The organism is Pantoea sp. sgz302252 (genome assembly GCF_047713085.1).
GTDB lineage: Bacteria > Pseudomonadota > Gammaproteobacteria > Enterobacterales > Enterobacteriaceae > Scandinavium.
This window is the reverse complement of sequence record NZ_JBLFJW010000005.1, coordinates 38,824-59,553: the sequence shown is the minus strand read 5'-3', so window position 1 is coordinate 59,553 and position 20,730 is coordinate 38,824. Positions and strand designations below refer to the sequence as shown.

General features: G+C 50.8%; 22 protein-coding genes. 9 read left to right on the top strand and 13 right to left on the bottom strand.

The features are described 5' to 3' along the window. The first annotated feature begins 65 nt into the window (after positions 1–65). Positions 66–587 (top strand): flavodoxin FldB, encoded by a 522-nt coding sequence (gene fldB, locus ACLW56_RS05475; RefSeq protein WP_330982797.1) that lies wholly within the window; start codon positions 66–68, stop codon positions 585–587. Between the two features lie 4 nt (positions 588–591). On the opposite strand, the gene ACLW56_RS05470 is transcribed toward fldB, so the two are convergent. Together ACLW56_RS05470 and sdhE are read right to left on the bottom strand one after the other, a co-directional pair. Continuing rightward, the gene (locus tag ACLW56_RS05470) at positions 592–1,002 is read right to left on the bottom strand and encodes a protein YgfX (protein WP_330982796.1); all 411 of its coding nucleotides are present in this window, start codon (positions 1,000–1,002) and stop codon (positions 592–594) included. Further along, a complete protein-coding gene (gene sdhE / locus ACLW56_RS05465; RefSeq protein ID WP_330982795.1) occupies positions 983–1,249 on the bottom strand; it encodes an FAD assembly factor SdhE in 267 nt (88 codons plus the stop codon). Before sdhE ends, ACLW56_RS05470 begins: the two co-directional genes overlap by 20 nt. A gap of 247 nt (positions 1,250–1,496) precedes the next feature. On the opposite strand from sdhE, the gene ygfZ reads away from it, so the two are divergent. From ygfZ to ACLW56_RS05440, 5 genes are all read left to right on the top strand, one after another. After that, the gene (ygfZ, locus tag ACLW56_RS05460; RefSeq protein ID WP_330982794.1) at positions 1,497–2,480 is read left to right on the top strand and encodes a tRNA-modifying protein YgfZ; all 984 of its coding nucleotides are present in this window, start codon (positions 1,497–1,499) and stop codon (positions 2,478–2,480) included. Positions 2,481–2,548: 68 nt separating this feature from the next. Continuing rightward, positions 2,549–3,373 carry an AraC family transcriptional regulator gene (locus ACLW56_RS05455; RefSeq protein ID WP_330982793.1) on the top strand — a complete coding sequence of 275 codons (825 nt, stop codon included), beginning with the start codon at positions 2,549–2,551 and terminating at the stop codon, positions 3,371–3,373. Positions 3,374–3,460: 87 nt separating this feature from the next. Further along, complete coding sequence (locus ACLW56_RS05450; RefSeq protein ID WP_330982792.1) at positions 3,461–4,180, top strand: AzlC family ABC transporter permease; 720 nt, start codon at positions 3,461–3,463, stop codon at positions 4,178–4,180. Continuing rightward, complete coding sequence (locus ACLW56_RS05445) at positions 4,181–4,495, top strand: AzlD domain-containing protein (RefSeq protein WP_330982791.1); 315 nt, start codon at positions 4,181–4,183, stop codon at positions 4,493–4,495. Positions 4,496–4,513: 18 nt separating this feature from the next. After that, positions 4,514–5,671: a hypothetical protein gene (locus tag ACLW56_RS05440; RefSeq protein WP_330982790.1), complete on the top strand. Its 1,158-nt coding sequence runs from the start codon at positions 4,514–4,516 to the stop codon at positions 5,669–5,671. Between the two features lie 136 nt (positions 5,672–5,807). Here the strand turns inward: ACLW56_RS05440 and trhA are convergent, their stop codons facing one another. Beyond that, complete coding sequence (trhA, locus tag ACLW56_RS05435; protein WP_330982789.1) at positions 5,808–6,467, bottom strand: PAQR family membrane homeostasis protein TrhA; 660 nt, start codon at positions 6,465–6,467, stop codon at positions 5,808–5,810. A gap of 160 nt (positions 6,468–6,627) precedes the next feature. Continuing rightward, positions 6,628–6,939, bottom strand: coding sequence for a N(4)-acetylcytidine aminohydrolase (gene yqfB, locus ACLW56_RS05430; RefSeq protein WP_330982788.1), 312 nt, complete (start codon positions 6,937–6,939; stop codon positions 6,628–6,630). 50 nt (positions 6,940–6,989) lie between these two features. On the opposite strand from yqfB, the gene ACLW56_RS05425 reads away from it, so the two are divergent. Continuing rightward, positions 6,990–7,718 (top strand): MurR/RpiR family transcriptional regulator, encoded by a 729-nt coding sequence (locus ACLW56_RS05425; RefSeq protein WP_330982787.1) that lies wholly within the window; start codon positions 6,990–6,992, stop codon positions 7,716–7,718. 120 nt (positions 7,719–7,838) lie between these two features. Next, positions 7,839–9,272: a 6-phospho-beta-glucosidase gene (locus ACLW56_RS05420; RefSeq protein WP_330982786.1), complete on the top strand. Its 1,434-nt coding sequence runs from the start codon at positions 7,839–7,841 to the stop codon at positions 9,270–9,272. A gap of 40 nt (positions 9,273–9,312) precedes the next feature. Here ACLW56_RS05420 and ACLW56_RS05415 read toward each other — a convergent pair whose 3' ends face one another. The 9 genes from ACLW56_RS05415 to ACLW56_RS05375 form a co-directional block, all read right to left on the bottom strand. Then, complete coding sequence (locus ACLW56_RS05415; protein ID WP_330982785.1) at positions 9,313–10,068, bottom strand: IclR family transcriptional regulator; 756 nt, start codon at positions 10,066–10,068, stop codon at positions 9,313–9,315. Between the two features lie 65 nt (positions 10,069–10,133). After that, positions 10,134–11,156, bottom strand: a complete 1,023-nt coding sequence (locus tag ACLW56_RS05410) for a HoxN/HupN/NixA family nickel/cobalt transporter (RefSeq protein ID WP_330982784.1) — start codon at positions 11,154–11,156, stop codon at positions 10,134–10,136. A 15-nt stretch (positions 11,157–11,171) separates the two neighbouring features. Continuing rightward, on the bottom strand, positions 11,172–11,813 hold the full coding sequence (gene larB / locus ACLW56_RS05405; protein ID WP_330982783.1) for a nickel pincer cofactor biosynthesis protein LarB: 642 nt from the start codon (positions 11,811–11,813) through the stop codon (positions 11,172–11,174). 11 nt (positions 11,814–11,824) lie between these two features. Further along, positions 11,825–12,661 (bottom strand): hypothetical protein, encoded by an 837-nt coding sequence (locus tag ACLW56_RS05400; RefSeq protein ID WP_330982782.1) that lies wholly within the window; start codon positions 12,659–12,661, stop codon positions 11,825–11,827. Between the two features lies 1 nt (position 12,662). Then, positions 12,663–13,907 carry a LarC family nickel insertion protein gene (locus ACLW56_RS05395; protein WP_330982781.1) on the bottom strand — a complete coding sequence of 415 codons (1,245 nt, stop codon included), beginning with the start codon at positions 13,905–13,907 and terminating at the stop codon, positions 12,663–12,665. Positions 13,908–13,927: 20 nt separating this feature from the next. Beyond that, positions 13,928–15,217: an MFS transporter gene (locus tag ACLW56_RS05390; protein WP_404659452.1), complete on the bottom strand. Its 1,290-nt coding sequence runs from the start codon at positions 15,215–15,217 to the stop codon at positions 13,928–13,930. A 42-nt stretch (positions 15,218–15,259) separates the two neighbouring features. After that, positions 15,260–16,576 (bottom strand): lactate racemase domain-containing protein, encoded by a 1,317-nt coding sequence (locus ACLW56_RS05385; RefSeq protein WP_330982779.1) that lies wholly within the window; start codon positions 16,574–16,576, stop codon positions 15,260–15,262. A 178-nt stretch (positions 16,577–16,754) separates the two neighbouring features. Beyond that, positions 16,755–18,275, bottom strand: coding sequence for an altronate dehydratase family protein (locus ACLW56_RS05380; protein WP_330982778.1), 1,521 nt, complete (start codon positions 18,273–18,275; stop codon positions 16,755–16,757). Between the two features lie 98 nt (positions 18,276–18,373). Next, complete coding sequence (locus ACLW56_RS05375; RefSeq protein ID WP_330982777.1) at positions 18,374–19,279, bottom strand: dihydrodipicolinate synthase family protein; 906 nt, start codon at positions 19,277–19,279, stop codon at positions 18,374–18,376. 333 nt (positions 19,280–19,612) lie between these two features. On the opposite strand from ACLW56_RS05375, the gene ACLW56_RS05370 reads away from it, so the two are divergent. Beyond that, on the top strand, positions 19,613–20,713 hold the full coding sequence (locus ACLW56_RS05370) for a glycerol dehydrogenase (protein WP_330982776.1): 1,101 nt from the start codon (positions 19,613–19,615) through the stop codon (positions 20,711–20,713). Positions 20,714–20,730 lie beyond the last annotated feature (17 nt).

Sequence of the window (20,730 nt, the reverse complement as noted above, 5' to 3'; positions counted from 1 at the left end):
GCCTTAAGGCAATACCTTTCTGATACACTAGCGCAAAGTCATAGCAAGCACTGAGAGTTTTCGCGATGAAAATTGGTCTGTTTTACGGTTCCAGTACCTGCTACACCGAAATGGCGGCGGAAAAAATCCGCGACATTATCGGCGCAGAGCTGGTGACGTTGCACAATCTGAAGGACGATTCCCCCCAGTTGATGGAGCAGTACGATGTGCTGATCCTCGGCATTCCGACCTGGGATTTTGGTGAAATCCAGGAAGACTGGGAAGCGGTCTGGGATAAGCTCGATGCCCTCAATCTGGACGGGAAAATCATTGCGCTGTACGGCATGGGCGACCAGCTAGGCTATGGCGAATGGTTCCTTGATGCGCTGGGCATGCTGCATGACAAACTGGCAACCAAAGCCGTGAAGTTTGTTGGCTACTGGCCAACGGAAGGCTACGAGTTCACCAGCCCGAAACCGGTGATTGCAGACGGTCAGCTTTTTGTCGGCCTGGCGCTGGATGAAACTAACCAGTACGACCTGAGCGATGAGCGCCTGCAAACCTGGTGCGAGCAAATCCTTGGCGAAATGGCCGAACAGTTCTCCTGACCCGCTACTGCTGCGCCGGTTGCTGTAAAATCGTCCGGCGCAAATCTCGCCACTCCCCGGCATCCATGCTGTCTGCCGCCAGCCACAAGTGCGTTCTCTTGCGACCATCAACCCGGCGCAGGCGCAGCATCATGCCGCTGTTCATCACCCACGGCGTGCCCTGCAAATCCCACTCCTGATTTTGCCAGCGTAGCCGGGAATCCATCAGCAGTTTGATCTCCCCCTGCGAAGCATTAATGCGACGCTGACTGCGCACGCAATCGAAGACCACCAGCGAAAGCAGGAGCAACCATAAGGGCGTGTAGCTCAACGGCCAGGGCATCAACAATATAAAAGCCGCCACCAGACCGTGGAGTAACAGAGAAACCCATTGCGAGCGCCATGAGACGCGCAAATCAGATTGCCACAGGACCACGTTCCCGATTCCGTGTCTGAATAAGGTGAACCATCCGTTGCAATTCCGCATCTGCTGGCTTGCCATGGTTCATCAGCCAGTTGAACAGATCCGGGTCATCACATTCCAGAAGGCGAATAAAGAGGCTTTTATCCTCGTCGCTCAGGGTGTCGTACTCGTACTCAAAAAACGGCATGATGGAAATATCCAGCTCGCGCATTCCCCGACGGCACGCCCAGTGGATTCGAGCTTTATTATTGATGTCCATGTTGTCCTTCCTGAATATCGATGCAGAGTAGTTTAACGCGTTTTATTCACTTACTTTACAGGAATATTGCGCAATGCGGCTCACCTCCAGAGAAAAACCTTATGCATTGCAGGGCATTGCATTATTTTTCGCAGTGCCTCGTAAAACAGAATAATGGCACAAATGGGCTTCGGAAAGCGCTTGCAATGCGCAATAGCTCTTTTACCATTAGTCATTAACATTGCGTTACGCTATTCGGGATACGACTATGGCTTTTACTCCTTTTCCACCACGCCAACCCTCGGCTGCTGCACGCCTGCCATTAACGCTGATGACGCTTGATGACTGGGCGCTTGCCACCCTCACGGGCCAGGACAGCGAAACCTATCTGCAGGGCCAGGTGACGGCAGATGTCGCGAAATTAAACGAACACCAGCATCTTTTGGTCGCTCACTGCGACGCCAAAGGAAAAATGTGGAGCAACCTGCGTTTGTTCCGTGATGCGGAAGGGTTTGCGTGGATTGAGCGCCGCAATGTTCGTGATGCCCAGTTGACCGAACTGAAAAAGTACGCCGTCTTTGCCAAAGTCACGATCAACCCGGACGATAGCCGTGTGCTGCTTGGCGTTGCCGGTTTCCAGGCTCGTGCGGCGCTCACTAATCTGTTTTCCGTGCTGCCAGACAGCGAAAATCAGGCCGTGCGTGATGGCGAAAACACCCTTCTTTGGCTGGAGCATCCCGGCGAACGCTTCATTCTGATAGTCAACGAAGAAACGGCCCAGCGTGTCACTGAAGCCCTTCGTGGCGAAGCTGAACTGAACAATAGCCAACAATGGCTGGCGCTCAATATTGAAGCCGGTCTGCCTGTCATAGATACCGCGAACAGCGCGCAGTTTATTCCACAAGCCACAAACATGCAGGCGCTCGGCGGCATCAGCTTCAAGAAAGGCTGCTACACCGGCCAGGAAATGGTGGCGCGAGCTAAATTCCGCGGAGCCAACAAACGCACACTGTGGTCTTTAGCAGGAAGCGCAAGCCGAGTACCAGAAGCGGGCGAAGATCTGGAAATGCAGATGGGCGAGAACTGGCGTCGCACCGGCACCGTTCTGGCTGCTGCCCAGCTTGACGATGGTCGCGTCCTGGTTCAGGTGGTGATGAACAACGATATGGAACCCGACAGCGTGTTCCGCGTTCGCGATGACGCAGGCTCTCTGCGTATCGAACCTCTGCCCTACTCTCTGGAAGAAGCGTAACGGGTCCGTCGCCTGGAAAGTTTTGCCCGGGCGACAGCAATTTTATACAAAACATCGTTGGGGTTCTCATGACCGTGAAAATCAAAGAGCACACCCACTTCCATCGCGTTGACGCGTTAGGCGGCATCGACATGCTTCAGGCGAGTTATTACAAGCAGCGTTTTGCTCGCCACGTGCATGAAACCTTCTGTATTGGCGTTATCGATCAGGGGGCCCAACGCTTCTACCGTACAGGCGCAGAGCACGTCGCGCCCCGCGGCGACATCATTATCGTCAATGCTGACGATGTGCACACCGGCAGTTCGGAACTGGAAAATGGCTGGGCTTACCGGGCTATCTATCCTCACCCGGACATGCTGAGGAACATTCTTCGCCAGGTGCCTGATGGGAAAGATTTTATTCCCTGGTTTCCGGATGCCGTGATCCACGATCCCGGTTTGTCAGAACAACTTCTGCTGACCTTCGGCATGCTGGATAAAGAAGGCAACAACCTGCTGAAAGAAACGCTGTTGCTCTCTTCCCTGACGTTACTCAGCGTGCGCTATAGCCGCACCCGTAAACCCCCACTTGAACTGCCCGCCGCCACTCACCGCATTTTGCGCACTAAAGATTTTATGGATAGCTGCCCGGAAGAAGACCATACCCTGACACGGCTGGCGGAACTTGCCGGGCTCAGCCACTGGCATTTTCTCAGGCAATTCAAAGCAGTGACGGGGATGACACCACATGCTTATCTGGTGCAGGCGCGTTTGCGTAAAGCACGGGTTCTGCTGCGCCAGGGCATCCCTATCCTCGACACGTCCATCATTTGCGGCTTCACCGATCAGAGCCATTTCCATCGCCATTTCAAAAACTCCGTGGGCCTGACGCCGGGCGAATTTGTCAAAGCGTAAGCCAGAATCACAGCAATAACGTTCAATACACCCCTGCCCAGGTTCTATAGCGTTAAGGCATGTTCGTAATGCCCGTTGACGTATCCCATGACTGAATCCAGCACCTGTACTGACCTCACCCGTTCATCGCGCTCTTCGTTTATGCGTGGCGCTGTAGAAATGCTGCCCCTTTGCGTGTCGGTTATTCCCTGGGGAATTCTGGCGGGTTCCATGGCGATTCAGGCTGGTTTGACGTTCTGGCAGAGTATTGGCATGTCAGCGATTATTTTTGCAGGTGCGGCTCAACTGGTGACATTAGGCCTGACGATGACCGGTGCCAGTATTTTCACCATCGTGATATCGGTCTTTTTTATCACCTCTCAGCATTTTATTTATGGTCTGACGCTGCGGGAATTTGTTTCCTGCCTGAAAACCAAATTACGCCTGCCGATCGGTTTTTTACTGACTGATGAATTATTTGCCCTGAGCGAAACGAAAGATAAACGCACAGAACTCACGCCCGGCTATATGATTGGCGCAGGCCTGACGTTTTATCTTTCCTGGAACGTGTTCAGTCTGATGGGCATTTTAATGGCCTCTTCTGTGCCAGACCTCGATAAATACCATCTCGATTATTCTATTGTCGCCACGTTTATCACCATCGTGGTGCCGATGATCAAGAAAATAAGCACGCTGGCCGGGGTCGCTATCTCTCTGGTGCTGTCGATGGTGTTGAGCTGCTATCAGTTCGAAGGCGCTGTGGTGCTGGCTGGACTGACGGGGATGTTCTGTTCCGTGGCGATCGCCGGGATTATCAAGGAAAAATAAATGAGCTGGATATTAATTCTGACGCTGGCAGCGATTGTCTTTTTTAATCGCTACGTTTTTCTTGAACCCAACGTCCCACTTAAAATACCGGGGATCATTAATAAAGCTTTAAAATACTCAGCACCTTGTCTGCTGACTGCTATCTGTGGGCCAATTATTTTGATGGATCATGGCGTGGTGCGTGAGTTCCCGATGAACCCTTATTTTCTCGGCGCCGTTTTCAGCGTCATTATTGCCCTGCTTATTCGCAATATTGTCACTGCGGTGTTATTGAGTCTGGCCGTTTTTTACCTCATCAATCATTTTCTACAGTAAGTCGCAACAGGAGCCATTATGCGCCGTCCAGTCAAAGGATATCACCAGTCAACGGAAATAAGGCGTTCTTATGAAATTCTGCCTTTTCAGGGGGTGTGGACGTGGCTGACCGGAAAAGAATTACCAGACAGAAAAGAGATGTGGCAAAGCAATTCTACTGAGCGAGTCCTTTGGTCACTTGCCTGGGTCATTCTCGGGATTATGCTCACGTCGTTAGCAGTGATTTACGTTCAAGACATAACTTTGCAAATTCTGTGCTGGGCTATTGGTGCCCTGTTTGCGACCTCTGGCGCGCGTTATATCGTTGCGACCATTATTCACCACGGCGTCCACGGTCATTTGTACAAATCCCAGCGAATCAACAAAGCGCTGTGCGAAATACTCTCGACCATTTTTATTGTTCAGCCTTACGAGTCCTATCGTCAGTTCCATGTGTATGAGCACCATGGCCGTGAATTCTCAACGTTTGAAGACAAAGATCTGGCGGCAATTTATCAACTGGGTTTCACACCGGGAAAAAGTAAATCGGCTTTATATGCTCGCTTCATCTGGACGTTACTGAGCCCCAAATTCCACCAGGTGTTTTTCTATGGTCGCCTGAAATCCAACCTGATCGGCGTGCCGTTTTACCGATTAGCGATGTCCCTGATTTGGCTTACCTCCCTTTGTGTCATTGGGTATTTCGCGGGTCATAAGCTCACGCTGTTTGTGCTCGTCCTGCCTTTCATCATCCTTTATCAAATGGCTTCGCTGGTCCATCTGCTGACGGAACACGTCTGGCTGGTACGCAAAGAAGGTGAATCGGTGCGCGACAGCCATATCAACAACTGTCTGGCTCGCTTCTGTGGCTCGATATGCCCGGCAGGTTTCGCACCTCAATATTGGGCGAGCTGGGCAAAATGGACGGCAATGCACCTGTTTGTTCATCTGCCGTGCAGAATGCTGCTTGTTCAGGGTTCTCTGGTTTGCCACGACTGGCATCACCGTTACGGCAGTGTGCGTCAATGGTATGACTACGCGCGGTTGCGCGAGATTCATGCGCAGAAATTATCGGCTGAAGAACGCTACGACTATATCGATATCTGGGGCGTGCATAACGCGCTGGATTACGTGCTGAGTTCCCTGAGCAAGGAAGCGGAAGTGAAGATTGACCATCTGGAGTATCGCCTGAATTAACCCTCGAGAGAGTTGCAAATTAATGCCTTCGGCCTTCGGGCGGTGGGCATTATCCCCTGGTGTTGTTAATGGTCATTGACCGCCTGATCGCCAGTAGTATACGGCTGACGATCAGGTTTTTTTTCGCCCTTAAAACTCACACCTTGCCGACATAAAGGTAAATCGCCAGGAAGTGGCAAACGCTGCCGCCGAGCACAAAACCGTGCCAGATTGCGTGATTATAGGGAATGCGTTTGCAGACGTAAAAGATAACACCCAGCGAGTAAACTATGCCGCCTGCGGCCAGTAGCGTAACCCCACCCACAGACAGCTTCACCGCCAGTTGATACACCACAATCAGCGACAGCCAGCCCATCGTCAGATAGGTCACCAGTGAAAGCACTTTAAACCGGTGTGCAATGGTCAGCTTGAACAGAATGCCAAGCAGCGCCAGGCTCCAGATGACAATCATTAACCCACGAGCCAGGGCGGAATCCAGACCCACCAGCAAAAACGGCGTGTAGGTACCGGCAATCAACAGGTAAATTGCGCAGTGGTCGAACTTTTTCAGCCAGATTTTCGCCCGCTGATGCGGAATGGCGTGGTAGAGCGTCGAGGCCAGAAACAGCAGGATCATACTGCCGCCATACAAGCTGTAGCTGGTAATGGCCATCGCGCTGGCATTGGCATCCACAGCCTGCACCAGCAGCAACACCAGCCCGACAATACCGAAAACCAGCCCAATACCGTGGCTGATGCTATTGGCAATTTCTTCTGCCAATGAATAACCTTGTGCAATTAAGGGTTTGCTCACCATGCTGGACTCCGGAAGGACAAAAAAACGATAGCGCACCCCTAGCCTAACTGAGAATGATTTCAGTGAACACCTGTTAGCTAAAATAATTCTCTGAATTTAAAGTTATCAAATATAATCATGTGGTTAGTTTTAAATTTCACCTCACAGATGTTTCCTGAGACTAAATGCACTCAAATTCAATCACATAGAATTGCTGCTGATCCGGGTAAATCTCGGCGATCACCGTTTTGAGTTCATCCATAGTCATATTCTCCTGCTGGGCATGAATTTCAGTGAGCGTATCAAGCGTCACTTCAGAGGTCGCGGTGACGCGCAACGTGCAGAAATAGCCATCGTCTTCATAGCGCCCCACCCGCAGGACGTCACCGGTTTTGAAATGGGATTCACTGGCATCGCGAATCGTAATGGTTTTACGCCCGGCCAGAATGTCTTCCTGAAAGCGTTGAAAAAAAGTGATGTCGTTCGGGGCCATGGTATGATTCCTGTATTGAAATTGCCTTGTGAGTCCCTGCCAACGTGAGTATGTTCTCCCACGCCGCCATCGCCAGTCTTAACAATCTTGAGATGATGGTCTACCAGTATGTCATTAAAAACCGTGACAAAGTCATGTATATGACCATTCGTGAGCTGGCTGAAGCGGCAGGCGTGTCCACCACCACCGTGCTGCGTTTTTGCCGCAAGCTCAACTGCGACGGCTATTCTGAATTCCGGGTGCGTTTTAAGCTCTATCTGGAACAAAATGAGCCGCAGCAGAGCAACTTCGGTGCCAGCGAAATTATCAGTTTCTTTAAAAGCGTCAATAACGAAGAATTTGAGAAATTGGCCGATGAAGCCGTCGATATAATTCTGGCCTCTGAGCGTATTATATTTGTCGGCGCAGGCACCTCTGGTGCATTAGCAAAATATGGCGCGCGTTTCTTTTCTAATGTCGGAAAATTTAGCAACCACATTGATGACCCTTATTTCCCTGTCACCAATGACATGGCGAAAAATGCATTGGCCATTGTGCTTTCTGTTTCTGGTGAAACAGAAGAAATTCTGCGTTTCGCCAGCCAGTTCAGCCTGCACCATTGCAAAGTGCTGTCCATCACCAGCCATGAGCACTCACGCCTGGCCAAGCTGGCTGATTTCAATCTCTCCTGGCATATTTCGCAGACCCGTATTGGCGGCGTCTACGATATTACTACTCAGATCCCCGTTATTTATATTCTTGAAACACTTGGCCGTAAGCTGGCGAAAAAATTGGCATAAAAAAACAGCCTGTTTTTTACATGTAACAAATCACCGGGGCGTGAATTTGTTATATCGTGACATTTCATTCCCCTTTGTTAGACTCGATAGCAATTAAGCTGATTATCGGGAATAGCCAAAATGAAAAAACTGACTCTACCAAAAGACTTTATGTGGGGCGGCGCGGTTGCCGCGCATCAGGTTGAAGGCGGCTGGAACAAAGGCGGCAAAGGCCCAAGCATTTGTGACGTGCTAACCGGTGGCGCTCACGGCGTGCCGCGCGAAATCACTCAGCAAGTGGAGCCCGGCAAATACTATCCTAACCATGAAGCCGTTGAGTTCTACAGCCACTACAAAGAAGACATCAAGCTGTTCGCCGAAATGGGCTTCAAATGCTTCCGCACCTCCATTGCCTGGACTCGTATCTTCCCGAAAGGCGATGAAACCCAGCCGAATGAAGAAGGCCTGAAATTCTACGACGAGATGTTCGATGAGCTGCTGAAGTACAACATCGAGCCGGTGATCACCCTTTCCCACTTTGAAATGCCTCTGCACCTGGTACAGGAATACGGCGGCTGGACTAACCGCAAAGTGGTTGATTTCTTTGTGCGTTTCGCCGAAGTGGTGTTTGAGCGCTATAAGCACAAAGTCAAATACTGGATGACTTTCAACGAAATCAACAACCAGCGTAACTGGCGTGCGCCGTTGTTCGGCTACTGCTGCTCCGGCGTGGTGTATACCGAGCACGACAACCCGGAAGAAGTGATGTATCAGGTGCTGCATCATCAGTTTGTTGCCAGCGCGCTGGCCGTGAAAGCCGCCCGTCGCATCAATGCTGAGATGCAGGTTGGCTGTATGCTGGCGATGGTGCCGCTGTATCCGTTCTCCTGCAAACCTGAAGATATGATGTTCGCTCAGGAATCGATGCGCGAGCGCTATGTGTTCACCGACGTGCAGCTACGCGGCTATTACCCGACTTACGTGCTGAATGAATGGGAACGTCGTGGCTTTAGCATCAAGATGGAAGAAGGCGACGCGCAAATTCTGCGTGAAGGCATCTGCGATTATCTGGGCTTCAGCTACTACATGACCAACGCCGTGAAAGCGGAAGGCGGCAGCGGCGATGCGATTTCTGGCTTCGAAGGCAGCGTGCCAAACCCACACGTGAAAGCCTCAGACTGGGGCTGGCAGATTGACCCGGTTGGCCTGCGCTACGCACTGTGTGAACTGTATGAGCGCTACCAGAAACCGCTGTTCATCGTGGAAAACGGCTTTGGTGCGTATGACAAAGTTGAAGCAGACGGCAGCATCAACGATGACTACCGCATCGACTACCTGCGTGCGCATGTGGAAGAGATGATGAAAGCGGTCACTCACGATGGTGTTGAATTGATGGGCTACACGCCGTGGGGCTGCATCGACTGCGTCTCTTTCACCACCGGCCAATACAGCAAACGCTACGGTTTCATCTACGTGAACAAGCACGACGACGGCACCGGCGATATGTCTCGTTCCCGCAAGAAGAGCTTTAACTGGTACAAGGCAGTGATCGCCAGCAACGGTGAGAATCTGTAAATGCTTTGTCCCGGACGCCTCAAGGTGAGTCCGGGACTGCTTAAAGCAACTTCGCCGAAAGCGCCCGACAAGCCTGAAGGATCAGCGCTGAGATCTCCGCCGTCTTCTCTTCTGGAAGCTGTAATTGCACGCCGCAAACGCTGATCGCGGCGATAGGGTTTTGCTTGTGATCAAACACAGGGGCCGCGATGCAAAAAACCCCTGGGCAGTCTTCTTCATTGTCGTATGCCCAGCCCCGCAGCCTGATTTGCTCAAATTCTGCCATTAATTCGCTTTTTTTGGTGATGGTCGTTTCCGTGAAACGCGGCAGATATTCATCCGGAATGAGCACATCAATTTTATCTTTCGGCAGCCAGGCGCACAGCGCCTTTCCCACGCCGGAACTGTGCAGGGGTAATTTTTTACCTTCCCAGGTGCGAATACCAATCGGGTGATGACTTTCGAGCTTTAAAATATAAATCGGTGAGAGTTCATCCAGCACGCCTAAATGGCAGGTGAGCCCGGTCTGGTTACGAACGCTCTCCAGAATGGGTAACGCTATATTGCGAATATCAAACTGCTCAAGAGATTTTGTGCCCCACTCGTAGAGCTTGAGTCCGAGATAAAAACGCCCTTTTTCCTGACGCAAAATGCGATGAACCGTCAGCGCATTGAGCAGAGAAGAAGTACTGCTTTTGGGCAACGAAAGATCCTGCTGAATCTGACTAAATGTCGCTCCCGGTGACGTGAACAGATAGTTGCAGATGCGGATAGTCTTATCCAATGCAGGCACCGAGGTAGTTGAATTTGTTAGCATCGTTTTGTTCAATAGCCAGGGAAGAAAAGCGATTATACTCTAATTGTGACGCTGTGTAATACGTCTCAGTTCACAGGTAATGCGTCGTATTTCCTCCAGCGATAGTTCAGAACTGAGATTACCCAGCAGACTACAAATATTCCAATCACCCAAAAACCTGCATGACCTAAATGATTACTCGCTCTGTTAATCGCTTCCCAGAATGACCCTTCCAGATTTAATTTAGCGACCACTAATCCCAATGCCTCTAATCCGCCAATAAAGAGTGCGATAATCACCGAGATCCCCGTCATGGTCATATTGTAATAGAGCTTTCGCTGTGGCTTGTTAAAGGCCCAACCATAGGCATGAATCATCAATACATTATCGAGCGTATCGACTAGCGCCATCCCACTGGTGAACAAAGCGGGGAAAATAAGGATCGACCAGATTGATATTCCCGCCGAAGCGCCTGTGGCAGACATTGCCAGCAGCCCAACTTCTGTTGCCGTATCGAAACCCAAACCAAATAAAAAACCGACGAGGTACATATGCCAGCTTTTATTCACCAGTTTAAAACTGCCACCCACCAGACGGGCCATAATTCCCCCAGAAACCGGCATAGCTTCGGATGACGCAAAGGCCTGCCCTTGCTTCACTTTCCGGAAATTCCGCCAGACATTCCTCAGAATCATCAAGTTAATGAACGCCAGCAAAAGCAAAAAACTCGCCGATACTATCGTGCCAATCGTGCCGCCGAACTCATGCAACCCGCTCATTTTTTCCTGAAACGCTGTTGCGGCAATGGCTATCGCGAGCGTGGCCAATATCACAATGCTGGAATGACCGAATGAGAACCAGACCCCGATATCGAAAGGGTGGCTATTCTGTTGCAGCATTTTGCGTGTCACGGTATCGATAGCGGCAATATGGTCAGCATCCACGGCATGGCGCAATCCGTAGGTCCATGCCAACAACGCAGAAGCCATTAGCGTGGAATTATCGCTAAACGCATAGACAGCCCAGCCCCAGCCCACAACATTTGCCAACACTAATGCAGAAACAAGCCACGCTACCTGTGGAGGTTGACGAACTCCGAGTGTCTTCATGACATACTCCTTCCATTACAGAATTATCTGTCGATAAATGCGAATGGCCGCTGCCGCTGCGCCATAACCGTTATCAATGTTCATGGTCATGACTCCACCCGCGCAACTGGCAAGACAGGCATTCAGCGCAACATGCCCACCAGCGGCAATGCCGTAACCGACTGAGGTCGGGACCGCAATGACCGGGGCACGGACCAGCCCTGCAATCACTGTTGGAAGCGCGGCTTCCATGCCTGCGACAGCGATAATTATCTTGTAGCGCCTTAGCTGTTTCAGCTGCTGTTGTATCCGCCACAACCCGGCAACACCGAGATCCTGATGTAATCTGCAGGCAATGCCATGAAAATGAAGTGTCAGTTGGATCTCTTCACACACCCGACGATCCGATGCACCGCCAGAAACAATGCCGATACTCGCGGGCAGAATTGGAGGAAAGAGATCCCCCAGAACAGCACACTGCGCAATCGGGAACCCTTTCAGCTGATTTTTCTCCTGCTCCGGCAACTGCTGATATTTTTCCTCACTCAAACGGGTAAGCAGCAACCGCTGCTGGTTTTCTCGCGCGAGGGTGAGGATTGCGAGGATTTGATCGGCGTCTTTGCCCTCGCAATACACCGCTTCGCTGATCCCGCATCGCTCAGATCTTTCAAAATCCATGGTGATCGTTGTCATATTTGCACTCGCCCAGTTTTATCCCCAACAAAAGCGCTGCCCTGCTGATAGGGAGCAAAACGCACCAACGCGTCAATACCGCTATTTCTGGCGGTGGATTCAACCCAACCAACGTAGTTCTGTTTGTCTTGCGGACTTAACTTGTTGAGTGTGTCTGCGTGAAGTTCAACCACCAACCCGTCATGACGAATACGCAGACGCACCGTTTCGCCCGGCAGATGCTGGCGCAGATAAGTCTCGACGCGATCAATCAGGGAAAGCTGTTCGTTGTTGATACGAATGCCGGTTTCGATTCGACTCGACAAACAAGGCGAAGCAGGAAGATCCTGTAAATCCGTCAGTTGAAAGTACGCTGCTATTTTACGGATCGTTGCTTTGTTTATCTGACATTCCACATAAGGGTGGCGTACACCTTGCTCTTGTGCGGCAATCAGCCCCGGCCTGAAATCACCGAGATCGTCCATATTGGTGCCGGTCATGACCTGCCCGTATGCCAGTGCACTCAGTTGGCAATACAATCCACTTTTACAGTAGTAACAACGGTTTAACGGGTTGCTCTGGTAAGTTTCCTGTTCCATCTGCGTGGCGATGATTTCCTGATAATTCCACCGGCAGCGGTCGGCGTAATCCCTGACCCGGTCCCCCTCTGTCTGCGAAACGGCAGGAGAAGTGGCGTGAACGATTAGCGCGTTATTGCCCAGACAGCGGTTGGCTATCCATGACAGCACCATACTGTCGATGCCGCCGCTGACGGCTATTGTGCAGCGTTCAAAGCCCTGCAAATACCCTTCCAGTTGGGTCATTTTTTGCAGCAATAATTGTTCTGTTTTCACGTTATTCCCCTATGCCACAGGCGAAATGATATTCGACAGTTGCTTTCAGTCGCTGCCGTTGATGATGGCTCTCTGATATCGCACTCAGGCAGTCCGCTTCGAGCTTACAGCTCTCTTCACCGTTCGGACGCTGAGCATATTTCACCGCCCAGGTATGCTGGCTATCGTCGATAACGTCATGGCGGCGCGGCAGAACATAGCGACCAAAAGGCGCGAAACGAATCCCCAAGGTTGAGGTTTGGCTGAAGAGCGCTTCGCAGACCGCATCAAGATGCTTCGGCTGGCACAAGAGTTCGAGATGCGTTGTCCAGCGCTGTTTTTTGCCCTGCCCGACATAGGTCATCACATCGATAACATCGTCCCGGTGACGCAGGATATCGATAGCCACAGAGAGCAATTCAGGCGTCATATCATCAATGTCACACTGCACAGACAACACGGTTTCCTGCTGCATGGCTGGAGACGGTGCCAGGAAGGTACAAACTCGCAGTACGTTGGCACACAACCTGAGCTGGCGAGTACCAAACCCATAGCCAGAGCGCCCGCTTTTACCCTGTACAGGCGCAAAGCGAGGCTTCAACCATGCGAGGATCGCGGCCCCCGTCGGCGTGATACGCTCGCCAGTTTGTCCATCATCCAGCCAGCTAAAACCGTCCAGTATTTTTAGCGTTGCCGGAGCGGGAACCGGAATTTTGCCATGTGCGCAGCAGGTCGTTCCGCCGCCCCACGGCAGAGCAGAGACAGACCAACTGCTGGCGTTGCTGTGATGAATAAGAAATGCAGCGCTAATAATATCGATAAGCGCATCCGCGGCCCCCACTTCATGCAAATGCAGGCGCTCCAGCGTGGTGCCATGGATTTCACATTCTGCCTGTGCCAGCAGGGTATAAATTTCTCTGGCGCAGCGTTCGATGGCCTCTGGCAGATCAGTCGATTCAAGGCGATCCATCACATCCTTCCAGCTGTAGTGAGCATGAGCGTGAACAGCCTGGACATCGGGCATCAAAACAAGATGGGTTTTGTCTTCAATTGCCCTGTTGTTTATGCAGACCTTGAAGCGCTGACCGGTTAACCCTTTATCCATCGCCTCTTCCAGTCTGACGCTCGCATGAAGCGACGATGGCAGGCTGGCCAGCAGCGTTTCAAGAGGCTGGCGCAATTCAGGAAACGCATCCAGCATGGCGGCGGCAAACATGTCGCCAGCCATCCCGCCAATGACATCAAGGTGTATATGGTGACTGCTCACGTTACGGCTACTCCTGCAAATCAGTGATGAGGTTGCGCCTGCAACTTAAGGGTGGTTTGTTTGCTCAACGCCATGATGGCAATCGCGCCAATCACGACAATGGAGCCAATGGCAACCAACCCGGCAGCGGGTGATGTAAAGACGTTTTCCGCGTGAACGCGAATCAGCGGCGCGGCGAAGCTAAAGAAGGCACCGAACATGTTAATGAAGCCGATGCTGACAGCCAGAGCACTCCCGGACAACAAACTGGTCGGGATAGTCCAAAACACGGGCTGACAGGCAAAAAAGGCCGTTGCCGCAAGACACAGTGCGATGATCGCAACATACGGGCCCACAAACGCAGAAGACATAATGGCTAACCCGCCAACGCATACGGTGAGGGCGGCGACCTTCCGGCGTTCCTGAGTTCTGTCGGAATAGCGAGGAATAAAGAAGGTTCCCAGCAGCGCACAGAGCCATGGGATTGCCGTGACAATTGACGTCATAAAGTTCACCGAACTTCCCATGATCGTCGCCACTTGAGTTGGCAGGAAAAAGATCAGGCCATAGACGCCGCACTGGATCGTGCCGTAAATAAATGCCAGGTGCCAGACACGAGGGTTTTTCAGCGCTTCACCAATGGTGGCCGACGATTTGCTGCTTTCTTCCTGCAGCAATTGTTGCTTCAGCACCTCGCGCTCGTCCGCGCCAAGGAAGCGAGCATCTGAAGGTGTATCGTCCAGGTAAAAGAAGGTCCAGATCCCAGCTGCAACGGCCAGAATCCCCTCAATGACGAACATCCAGAACCAACCCGGATGGCCTAACCAGCCATGAAGTTCAAGCAACGCGCCGGAAAGAGGAGAGCCGAATGCCATGGCAAGTGGCGCTCCCATGTAAAACAGCCCCATTACGCCGGCGCGGTTTGCTTGCGGGAACCACTGAGAGGTGAGGTAAATCATACCGGGGAAGAAGCCCGCTTCTGCGATGCCTAACAACACTCGCACCGTCAAGAATTTGGCTTCGCTATCGGCATAGCCCATCGCCATAGAGAGTGCGCCCCAGGCCAGAGTCGTCATGCCAATCCATCGACGAGCGCCAAATTTGCGCAGGCAAAGGTTCGCCGGAGCCCCCAGAAATGCATACACCACGAAGAACATCCCTGCGCCGAGCGCGTAGGCTTCATTGCTTAATCCAATATCAACCTGATAGGTTTCTTTGGCGAAACCAATATTTGAACGGTCGAGAAAAGCCAGAATATAAAGCATTAACATAAATGGAATAAGCCGCCATTTGGTTTTATTGACGATCGTAGGTAGAGATATAGACATAATGACTCCCGTCGTTTAAAGGACTTCCAGCCAAACAATTTATTATTAGTGGTGTGATGCTGTTCCAGAGATATTCCCGAGATCAATCAGATTGTCATCTGCGTCAAACTGGAATTGCGAAGGCTCGCCAACAATTTCAATATTTTCATTTCCCAGGGCGTCGCCAAGCATATTAGCCGAAATATACATGTCATCGATATGCAACGTGTTGGCGATACGCACCATTCGGATTTCAGGACGACCATCGAGAATAATGCATGTTTTAAGTGCCGCCTGGATGGCTTCTTTATCAGACGAAAGGATCACCGGAATAAAGCCATCGCGAGCCAGACGTGAGGTGATGACATTGGGATAGGTTTCCTGTAAGTCCACTTTATCAAACAGGCGCTGAGTACAGTAATCCGCCCACCCCATGCCTGTCGCGTTACCACCGCTTTGTTCATGCAGGTCAAGCACGGCAATGCGGTCAGGTCTGATTGATGCGATAGGCTCAACATAAGGTGTGGGCGCTCGCCCCATGACGTGGCCATCCATGCCGCCGCCTGAATAAATTTTGCCCATCAGATCGATAATCACGACATCGACATTCTCAAACATGATCTGCGGAAAATAGCTCTTGGATTCAGCCAGTAACGCTTTTTCGCGCTCCTCCAGCGCTGCCGCAGGGATAGCCTCGATTTTCACCACTTTATCGTAGGCATTTTCGATAGTGCCCACACCAAACAAGAAAGGCGTGTTGGCTATTTTCACCCTTGCCATGTCGAGGATATTTTTTGCCATATTGCCAAAGCCATAGGTATGGCAGGCATCCGCACCTTCCTGTTTGCCGAAACCGATGGTGATCATCTTCAGAATGCCGCTCTCCATTGGCGCCGTAAAAGCGTTATGCGCTTTGATACGGTTAATGGCAATAATCCCATCGGCCTGCATAGCGTTTTTATCCATCAACACATCCAGGCCATTTTCAAGCTCGCCGACTTTGACCGTTTCCATTGATGAACGGATTTCACAGCCCAATGTCGCTTCGGTCATGCCGAGATTTTCCAGCACATGCAACTGCCCGGCAGCGGTTGCACCACCGTGGCTGCCCATCGCTGGCACTGCAAAAGGATGTGTGCCTAGCGCCTTCAGCTCAGCCACTACGGCGGCGGCAATTTCTGCAATTTTATCCACACCGCGACTGCCCACCCCTACGGCAATACTCATCCCGGGTTTAAGCATTTTACGAATATCAGGATTGCTAAACTGCTGGTGAATCGTCAGGGGAATATCGGTAATCTCTTCCGGAGAAGGAAAGTGCTGTTTTATTTTCACCATCTCCGGTAAAGGCACGTCCTGTAATAACCGTTTTACGAATGACATATTCATACTCCTTTGAAATAAATAATTTGACGCCCCTCATTGGGTTTCCGCGATGAATACCGCCACCTGACATTTTTATTGTTTATTGCTATATTAAAAAACTGATACAGCCCGCTCTTGCCATGCTTAATCAGCATGGCAATTTATTATCAGAGTGACGCAGGGTATTCGCTGGAAATTACATAATGGCATTCATGGTCCAGGGAACAAATTCCAGCCCACCATAACCGAATTTCTCACTTTTTGTTTTCTGACCAGAAGCCATTTCGAGGACCTGGGTATATAAGCGTTCACCCGCTTGCTCGACAGTCTCTTTCCCATCAGCCACATCACCACAGTTCATGTCCATATCTTCTTGCTGGCGTTCCCAAAGCACATTGTTGGTGGCGATTTTTAGCGATGGTGTAGGCTTACTGCCGAAAGCGGAACCTCGACCCGTGGTGAAGCAAAGCAAGTTTGCACCGCCCGCAATCTGACCCGTTACCGCCATAGGGTCATAACCTGGGGTGTCCATAAACACCAAACCTTTCGCCATGACGGGTTCGGCATACTCATAAACGTCGACCAGATTGGACGTTCCGCCTTTTGCAATACCGCCCAGAGACTTTTCGAGCACCGTTGTCAGGCCACCAGCCTTGTTCCCGGCAGAAGGGTTATTGTTCATTTCACTGTGGGTTCTGACGCAGTAGTCTTCCCACCATTTGATCCGGGCGATTAACTTTTTGCCGACATCCACCGTCACCGCACGGCGAGTAAGCAAATGCTCCGCCCCATAAATTTCAGAGGTCTCAGACAGGATCGCTGTCCCGCCTTGCTGGACGATTTTATCCGCCACGTAGCCGAGGACCGGATTCCCGGAAATGCCTGAGTAGCTGTCCGAACCGCCGCACTCCAGGGCCAGAATAATTTCGCTGACAGGAACGGGTTCGCGTGCAACATTGTTCGCTTCACGCAACATGCCGTTGATCACGGCTATGCCTTTATCTATCGTTTTTTGCGTTCCGCCCATGTCCTGAATATTCATACTGTGCAGCATCTTACCTTCTTCAAGCCCTTCTAGCTGGAGCAGGTCTTTAATCTGATTTGATTCACATCCCAGCCCGATAATCACGACGCCCGCGAAATTGGCGTGACGTGCATATCCGCTTAGCGTCCTGCGCATCACAATCATCGTTTCACTGTCAAAACCGTATGCACAGCCGAAATTTTGTGGCAACGCGACAACCCCATCGACGTTAGGAAAGTTTTCCAACCCTGTTTTTTTGTAGTGGTCTTCGATGGCTCGCGCTACCGTAGCGCTGCAGTTCACTGAGGTCAAAATGCCAATAAAATTTCGCGTGGCGACCCGCCCGTCCGCACGACGAATCCCCATAAACTTATCTATCGTCCTGGCTTTTGGCAGGTCCAGGGTATCTTCACCAAAGGCATAATCACGGGAAAAATCCCCCATGCTTAAATTGTGGGTATGAATATGATCCCCGGCCTTAATGCTTTGGGAAGCAAAACCAATAATTTGCCCGTAACGCTTGATTGCATCTCCTGCAGCAATATCGTGCAGAGCAATTTTGTGCCCGGCGGCAATATCCATGTTCACCGTAATATTTTCATGCGGCAGCCAGGTGCCTTTCGCGACACCAAAACGAGCCACTACGACATCGTCATTACTGTTAATTTTTATCACTGGATAAGGTGTATTCATCGTAAACGCGTCCTTAAAAAAATGCGTCGCTGTCCAGACGCAGTCAGCCTGACGCCTGAAATCCTCAGAAGAAAAATATCCTGTACGTACTACTGGTGCTAAATAATGTTCGCCGATTTAAGAATAGATTTCGCCAGCTCTGTTTTTTCTGGCGAGAGTTTTTTCGTCGGCGCAATAACCTCAGTTGAAATGTCCGTTCCCGTCGCTTTAATGCATTCTTTGATGACACCAAAGAACGGTGACTCTACGGCATAAAGCGAAGAAAGCTTTGCCAGCACACGCTGCTTTTCAAACGCCGTGTCATAGTCTTTATCCACGAAAGCCTGATAAATTCCGCCGGTGATTTGCGGGGCGATATTAAACGTTGCAGGAATGCCGCCATGACCACCAAGAATCAGCGTATCAAGCAGGTACTCATCAAAGCCGGAGAAAATAATAAAATCACGGCGAAAAGCATGAACCCGGTTAATGATTTCCCGCGTGTGGCTGATGTTATCGATCGTGTCTTTAATGCCGATAATATTTGGCACTGTGCAGGCCAAACGCTCAATGACATCCAGGCCGATATCTTGCCCGGTTAATGCCGGGAAGTTATACAGCAGAACCGGCGTCTTAAGGCTTTCAGCCACTGTACGATAATGGTCGTAAATAAAATCAGCGTTTAACGTCGCATAGTAGGGGTTCACAACCAATACCGCATCAGCTCCGTGCTGGCCTGCATGCACTCCGTATTCGATGGTTTCCTGGGTGCCGGGTGCAGCAATCCCCACCATCACCGGAACACGACCAGCAACATGCCCGAGCGCAAATTCCGCGACTTCCAGTCGCATTTTATGCGTCATATGGCAGAACTCGCCTCCGCTGCCAAGAATCAACATGCCATGAGCACCGTCTTCAATCACTTTATCCAGCATACGCGCCATGCCCTGACGATCGAGCTGGCCTGTACTGTCTACAATGGAGGGAACGGGTGGGAATATCCCTTTAAATTTTTCCAGCTTCATTTTGACTGTCATCCTTAAAGTTCCAGATACAGAACACATGTTCTACAAACGGAATTATTTGCCTATTATAAAAATGAAGCAAATGCTTTTTTAAGCAAATGAGTGGCAGTTAATATTTATGTGACCCACGACGCTTTATTTTAAACGCCTCCCGAAAAATATCTCATTAAAGACATTTAAAACAAATAACTCACCCAAAACCATTCATGGGGCATATAAAAGTAATTTCTTTACTCCGCTATTGACGTCTCTGTTGGTTGGGATAAATATGGATCGAAAAATATGAACAAAAGTTCTGTATGTGGAACCATGAAATCAAAAAGGAGTTTAACTATGATCACAACAGCAATATTCCCCTCCCGCTATGTGCAAGGTGCTGGTGCCATTGAACACTCTCTGGCTGAAGAAACAGGCCGACTGGGAAATAAAGCATTGGTGCTTGAAGATCCTATCGTGAATCAAAAAATGGGTGCCGAAATTGAAGGCGCGTTGAAAGGAAAACTGCATTATCAGGTTGAAATATTTAACAGTGAATGTTCTGACGAGGAAATTGCCCGTATTTCTTCTCTGGCCGAAAGCTGCGGTGCTGACGTAATAGTGGGCATTGGTGGTGGAAAAACACTCGATACCGCAAAAGCGACGGGTGCGGCACTGAGACGTCCCATTGTGATCGTGCCCACTCTGGCGTCGACAGATGCTCCCTGCAGTTCACTGGTCGTTATCTACACCCCGGAAGGGCAATTTAAGCGCTATCTGATGATTCCACACAACCCAGATGTTGTGCTGGTTGATTCCGCCGTCATTGCGCAGGCGCCGGTGCGTTTTCTGCTTTCTGGCATTGGCGATGCGCTGGCGACCTGGTTTGAAGCGGAAGATTGCCGCATAAAGCTCGCAGGCAATATGACCGGTCGTCCAGGCCCTATGACTGCCTACAGTCTGGCGCGGCTGTGCTTCGACACTCTGCTGAAATATGGCGTTCAGGCGAAAAATGCCTGTGAGCAACAGAAAGTTACCCCTGCTCTTGAACACGTGATTGAGGCCAATACCTTACTTTCTGGCCTGGGTTTTGAAAGTGGGGGTCTGGCTGCCGCGCACGCCATCCACAATGGACTGACTGTGCTTCCCCAGACTCACCGCTATTGGCATGGTGAAAAAGTGACGTTTGGCACTCTCGCGATGCTGATGCTGACCGATCGCGATCCGGAACTAATCAACACCGTTTATCAGTTCTGTCTGGATCTTGGGCTGCCAACCACGCTGGCTGATATCGGCCTACAGGACGTCTCAGATGAGGAATTGTTCAAGGCTGCGGAAGCTTCGTGCCAGCCAGGCGAAACCATGCACAACGAACCTTATGAGGTGAACCCGGTAAATGTTCTGGCGGCTATGCGTGCTGCCGATGCAGAAGGGCGTCGTCAGAAGGCTCTGCGTTAACAGAGAATTGCCCGGCG